This is a genomic window from Actinosynnema sp. NPDC002837 (assembly GCF_040295345.1).
In the GTDB taxonomy this organism is placed as follows: domain Bacteria; phylum Actinomycetota; class Actinomycetes; order Mycobacteriales; family Pseudonocardiaceae; genus Actinosynnema.
The window spans coordinates 1-6,029 of record NZ_JBEOVG010000175.1 but is presented as its reverse complement, the minus strand read 5'-3'; the positions used below and the strand labels follow the sequence as shown (position 1 = coordinate 6,029).

Below are 6,029 nucleotides of genomic sequence, written 5' to 3'. Positions count from 1 at the left end.
TCCCACCCCCCCCTCCTCTACCTACGCGACTCTCGCTCTGGGGTTGATGCTGGGGGGGGGGGCACGCCCCACCGCCCCCCCAACCCCCCGCCACCCGGTGTTCCGGCCCGGAGCGTCACCAGCGCTCGGAGGTGGCGATCTGCACCAACTGCTCGACGGTCAGCGGCGGGTGCGGGCCCAGCACGGGGCCTTGGCCCTTCGGCGACTTGCGGTTGCTGACGTGCATGACGAACACGAGGCCGTCGGGGCGGGTGAGCTTGACCTCGTTGGTCTGACCCGCGGTCTCCAACGCGTACTGGTTGGTGGCCAGCGACGAGCCGTCGGGCAGCTCTCGCATGGTGCAGCTCGGCTCGTCCGGCAGGGCGCACTGGGCCTTCTCGCCCGCGGTGCCCGGGTACATCAGCAGGTCGAAGCCGCCGGTCACGCCGGCCGCGGTGAGCGTGCCGCCGATCGACGAACCGATCTGCTTGGTCGGCTTGGGGTCGAGGGTGCTCGGCGCACCGGTGGGCGGGCCCTCGGGCAGGGTCCACATCGACGCGCCGGGCCCGGTCTCGCTCACCACGAACGTCGCCAGGTCGCCGAGCACGGCACGCAACCGCTCGGCCAGCAACTCGGGCGTCTCGTGGGCGGGAGGCGGCGGCGCGGGCACGGTGGTGACGGGAGGCGCGGTCGAGGACGTGCCGGGTGGGGCGGCCTGCGTGGCGGGGTCGTTGTTCGGCACGAGCAGCACCGCCCCGGTCGCCACACCGGCCACCACGGCCGCCGCGAGGGCGATCGGCGCCAACCGGACGCCCGAGCGGGACGCGGCGGCCCGCGTGCGCGGCGGGGTGTCGAGCGACGTGCGGGCGGTCGCGGCGTCGGCGCGCCGTTCGAGTTCCTCGAAGGCGTCGTGGAGCGCGCGCAGGTCGGTCATCTCGTCTCCTGGTAGGCGTGGGGGTTGGCGGTCAGGTCGACGCGGAGGGTCGCGAGCGCCCGGGAGATCTGGCTGCGCACCGTCGTCACCCGGCAGCCCAGCTCGGCGGCGATCTCGGCGTCGGGCAGGCCGGCGTAGTAGCGCAGCACCACCGCCGCCCGCTGCCGCCGGGGCAGGCGGGCCAGCCTGCGGATCATCGCGTCCCGCTGCGCCCGGTCGTCGGCTCCGTCGCCGACCGGCACGTCCGGGAGGACCTCGGCACTCGGTGACGTGCGGGCCAGTCTCCGCCGCCACGACAGGTACTCGTTGACGACCATCCGCCGCACGTAGGCGTGCGGCTCGGCCATCACCGAGATCCGGTCCCACCGCTCGAAGGCGCGGCCGAGCACGTCGCTGACGATGTCCTCGGCCAGCCACGTCTGGCAGGTCAGCACGGTGGCGAACCGCATCAGCGCCGGACGCCGCCCGACCACGTACTCACCGAACTCCATCGGCGCTCTCCCGATCGGCCACTTGGCTTGTGATCACGCTCCTCAACGGGGAACCCGGCCGATCCGTTGCACGTCGTGGCGAAGAACTCTCCGGCGCAACACGATCACCTCTCGTGACGTCTTCGTGACGAAGGGCGCACGCACCCGCCCTCGACGGAGGAGGATTACACGTGAGAACGATGCTGTCCGGGTTGGTCGCCGCGGTGTTGGTCTTGTCGGCCACGCCGGCGCACGCGAGCGACCCGGGCCCGGGGCTGGGTGACCCGTACTTCCCGCGCGCCGGCAACGAGGGCTACGACGTCCAGCACTACGACCTGCGGCTGTCCTACGAGCCGACCACGGACGTGCTGACCGGCACCGCGACCATCCGGTTGACCACTTTGCGGGAGATGTCCGGGTTCTACTTCGACTTCTGGCTGCCCGGTCGGTGGGCCAAGGTGGACGGGCGTGACGTCGGCGCGGCGCAGCACAACGGCCAGCTGCTGGTGGGGGCGGGCGGCGACGTGCCCGCGGGCGCGTCGGTGACGGTGGAGGTGGGGTACTCGGCGTCACCGTCGTGGACCCATGCGGAGTCGCCGATCACGAAGTGGCGGTGGACCGCGGACGGCGCGCTGGCGATCGCCGCGCCGACGATGTCCCCGTGGTGGTACCCGGTCAACGACCACCCGAGCGACAAGGCCACCTACGACGTGTCGATCTCCGTGCCGACCGGGGTGGAGGCGATCTCCAACGGCGCGCTGGCCGGTGTCGAGCCGGGGGCCGACGGCCGGACCACGTGGCACTGGGTGGGCGACCGGCCGCAGGCGCCGCACGTGACGTTCCTGGCGATGGGCCAGTTCGACGTGCGGCGGTCCACCACGGCCGACGGCAAGCCGGTCGTCAACGCCTACTCGACCGCGTCGACCGGCACGGCGGCGAGGGAGAGCGTGGAGCGCACGCCGGAGGTGGTGCGGTTCCTGGAGGACAGGTTCGGCCCGTACCCGATGGGCGAGCTGGGCGGTCTGGTCACGCCGTACCGGTCGTTGCCGCTGGAAACGCAGACCCGGCCGGCGTACCCGGCGGGCGCGTTCCGCGACGGGCCGAACACCTACGTCGTGGCTCACGAGATGGCGCACCAGTGGTTCGGCAACTCGGTGACGATCAGCCGCTGGAGCGACATCTGGCTGAGCGAGGGGTTCGCCACCTACGCGGAGTGGCTGTGGTCGGAGGCCAACGGCGAGGGCACCGCGCGGGAGATCGCGGACTGGACGTACCGCTACTACGCCGACGACCACGAGATCTGGGACGTGGCCGTGGCCGACCCGACGCCGCGGTACCTGTACGGCGCGGCGGTGCACGAGCGCGGGGCGCTGGCGTTGCACGCGTTGCGGACGGAGGTCGGTGACGAGGTGTTCTTCCGGACGCTGCGGACGTGGGCCGAGCGCAAGGCGCACGGCAACGCCACGTCGGCCGAGTTCGCCGCGTTCGCGGAGGAGGTCGCGGGCCGCGACCTGGACGACCTGTTCCGCACGTGGGTGTTCAGCGCGGGCAAGCCGGTGATCGCCGGCGTGCCGACAACGCGCGAACCGGCGTCTTTCGACCGGATCAACCGCCGCTGACGGAGCCCGGCTGCGCGAGGTGTGCCGCCTCGCGCAGCCGGCCTGCCACCTCGGCCGCGAAAGAGAGCCGGCGAAGGACTCCTCGGGTGTCGGTGTCGGGGTCCCTCAGGCCGAGTAGGTGGCGTCCTGGGCCGTGCGCACCACCTTCCGCGCCTCGTCGGCGGTGAGCAGGCCCGCCGAGACCCACGTCGTCGCGGTCGCCTGCACGCGCTGGACCAGGTGCCCCTTGGCCCGGAACGGCGCGGCGGCCCACACCTCGTCCAGGAACGTGGTCCCGTCGGCCCGGCTCGGGTTCGCCACCCCCGAATCACGCCCGCCGAACGCGATGCGCGGCTCACGGCGGTGGAAGTAGACGTGCGTCGGGTCCTCCGTGCCCTCGAAGAACGGCGCGAACTCGACGCCGTCGAGCACGTGGTGCAGCGGCTTGCCCGGCACCGGCGCCAGGCTGGGCAGCAGGTCGCCGGACAGGCCCGCGTTGCGGTACAGCCCGAACTCCAGGAACGTGCGGCGGGCGTCGCGCGCGACCAGGTTGACCGGGCCGAGGAACAACGTCTGCGTGGCCGGGTCGTCCAGCGCCCGCTCCACCCGCAGCCGGAACGGGATGGACACCCGCACGGTGTCACCGCCCCGCCACGTCCGCGACACCGTGAAGTACGAGCCCGGCACGGCCTCGCCCGGCACCCGCTCGCCGTTGACCGACACCCGGAACCCGGCGGCCCACCCCGGCACGCGCAGGTGCAGGTCGAACCGGCCGCGGCCGTGCACGTTGATCGTCGAGCCCTCCTCGACCGGGTAGTCCGTGGTCTGCGTGACCGCGACGCCCTTCGCCGCCCACTTCAGCGTGGACGCGCTGTAGAGGTTGACGTACAGCGCGCTGCCGTCGGCCTTGGCGAAGTACACCGAGTCCTGGTACTTGGTCGCGCTCTCGATGCCGGTGCCCTCGCAGCACGTGGTGCCGGCCTTCGGCGTGTAGTCCCGCACGTGGCCGGGCACCAGTCCGATGAAGTACGTGACGAGCGGCTTCTCCGCGTCGGCGCGGTCCTGCTTGGACCCGAGCACCTGGTTGTACAGCGCGCGTTCGTAGTAGTCCATGTACTTCGGGTCCTGCTCGTGGAAGAACAGCGCCCGGCTGAGCTTGAGCATGTTGTGCGCGCAGCACGTCTCGGCGTTGGTGTCGCTCAACGTGCCCGCGATGCTGCCGCGCGCCCGCCAGAACTCGCCCGTGCTCGTGCCGCCGATGCTGTACATCCTGGTCGGCACGACCATGTCCCAGAAGTTGCGCGCCGCGGTCAGGTAGCGCTGCTCGCCGGTCTCGTCGTGCAGCCGCACCATGCCGGTGAGGATCGGGATGTGCTGGTTGGCGTGCAGGCCGTCGAGGACGTCCGTGCCCGCCGCGCACGAGTCGATGAGCCGGTCCAGGTCGAACAGCCGGGCCAGCGCCAGGTGCTCGGCCTTGCCGGTGATGGCGTGCAGGTCGCAGATCGCCTCCACGATGCCGCCGAACTCGCCGCTGGAGAAGATGCCCCACATCCGCTGCAACGTGGCCTTCGGCAGCTTCGACAGCCGCGAGTGCATCCAGTCGCACAGGCCGCTCGCGAGGTCGAGCGCGCGTTCGTCACCGGTGTTGAGGTAGGCGTCGAGCAGGCCGCGCAGGATCTTGTGCGCGGTGTAGTACGGGGCCCACACGACGAAGTAGTTGCCGGCGGTCATCGACTCCAGCGTGATGAACTGCGTCTCCGGGTACGCGGCGAGGTAGCCGGGGTGGCTCGGGCCGCCCCAGTTGCGCCGGAACGTGGCGTGCTGCCCGCGCCCGGACGCGTCGGCGATCGTGGAGCCGCTCGTCTCGTCGAACGAGTAGGACGCCAGGTCGCCCCGCGAGGGGGTGTGCTGGAGCGCGGCGATCTCGTCGGCGCCCAACGCCCGCGACCAGAGGTCCACCTGGTCGAACGCGCCCGCGAACGGGGGGTCGGCGGCGAACTGGGAGTTGCCGAGCCAGTGGTTGCGCAGTCTGCCGAGCGTGGCCGGGTTGTGCGTCATGTTCGGGTTCACGCCGACCCGCGTGCCGTTGACGTAGAGGGAGCCGGTGGTGCCCTCGATGGTGACCGCGAGGTGGCTCCACCGGCCCACGGGCAGCGGAGCGACGCCGTCGATCACCTGCTCGACGCCGGGGCCGTCGGGCGTGATGGCGAAGCGCGGCACGTTCAGGTGGCAGCGCGGCGTCAGGAACATGTAGCGGGACACGTCGTTGCCGAAGTCGAACACCCGCGACCACATGGTGTCGTGCTCCGGCTTGACCCAGGCGGAGATCGTGATGGCCCGTGAGTCCGCCAGCACGGTCGGCGGCAGGTCGAAGATCTGGTAGCTGCCGCGCGGGTTCTCCACCGCCGTGCCGAACCTGCCGGGCACGCTGCGCAGCACCGGGTCGTGCCGCAACGCCTCGCGCACCTCGACCAGGGCGCCGACCGCGTAGCGGATCTTGTCGGCGTAGACCTCGTCACCGGTGCCCGCGTACGCCTGCGACAACATGGTGAGGAAGTGCCCGGTGTAGTGGCCGCGCAGGTTGCCGTTCGCCTCGCCGTCCAGCCCTTCCCAGCCGCCCGGCGCCACCGCGCCCCGCGTCGACAACCCCGCGTTGGCGCGGAAGACCTGCAACAACCGGTCCACGTCGTACTCGCGGCCGTAGTCGAGCACCAGGTCCCGCTTGGCGGCGAAGAGGCCGTCGCCGAGCGCCACCTCGTCCAGCGCGAACGGCCGGACCCGCCAGGCCGCCGGCGGTGGCAGGGCGGACTCCGGGGCGACGGGCTCGGCCGCCGCCACCGCCCGACCTGCGGCGGCGGACGCGACCAGGGGAGTCGCCGCCGCCACCGCCGTGGCGCGGAGGAACGCTCGCCGGTCTACGGGCTGTGCCATGGGATACCTCTCCGGGGGAACGGCCGACCCACGGTGGTTACCAGGTCTCCATGACCGGTGACGTGGGCTGGATGTACGTGTTCGCGCTGGACGCGGAGCGGGTCGTCGGTATTCGGA

At 72.0% G+C, this 6,029-nt stretch carries 4 protein-coding genes; 1 reads left to right on the top strand and 3 read right to left on the bottom strand.

What is annotated here, in order from left to right; genetic code table 11:
- Window positions 1-115: 115 nt before the first annotated feature.
- Window positions 116-913 (bottom strand): hypothetical protein, encoded by a 798-nt coding sequence (locus tag ABTZ99_RS44345; RefSeq protein ID WP_499619174.1) that lies wholly within the window; start codon window positions 911-913, stop codon window positions 116-118.
- Window positions 910-1,404: a SigE family RNA polymerase sigma factor gene (locus ABTZ99_RS44340; RefSeq protein ID WP_498786786.1), complete on the bottom strand. Its 495-nt coding sequence runs from the start codon at window positions 1,402-1,404 to the stop codon at window positions 910-912. Before ABTZ99_RS44340 ends, ABTZ99_RS44345 begins: the two co-directional genes overlap by 4 nt.
- A gap of 179 nt (window positions 1,405-1,583) precedes the next feature.
- On the opposite strand from ABTZ99_RS44340, the gene ABTZ99_RS44335 reads away from it, so the two are divergent.
- The gene (locus tag ABTZ99_RS44335; RefSeq protein ID WP_499619176.1) at window positions 1,584-3,002 is read left to right on the top strand and encodes a M1 family metallopeptidase; all 1,419 of its coding nucleotides are present in this window, start codon (window positions 1,584-1,586) and stop codon (window positions 3,000-3,002) included.
- A 105-nt stretch (window positions 3,003-3,107) separates the two neighbouring features.
- On the opposite strand, the gene ABTZ99_RS44330 is transcribed toward ABTZ99_RS44335, so the two are convergent.
- The gene (locus ABTZ99_RS44330) at window positions 3,108-5,912 is read right to left on the bottom strand and encodes a beta-L-arabinofuranosidase domain-containing protein (RefSeq protein ID WP_499619171.1); all 2,805 of its coding nucleotides are present in this window, start codon (window positions 5,910-5,912) and stop codon (window positions 3,108-3,110) included.
- Window positions 5,913-6,029: the final 117 nt, after the last annotated feature.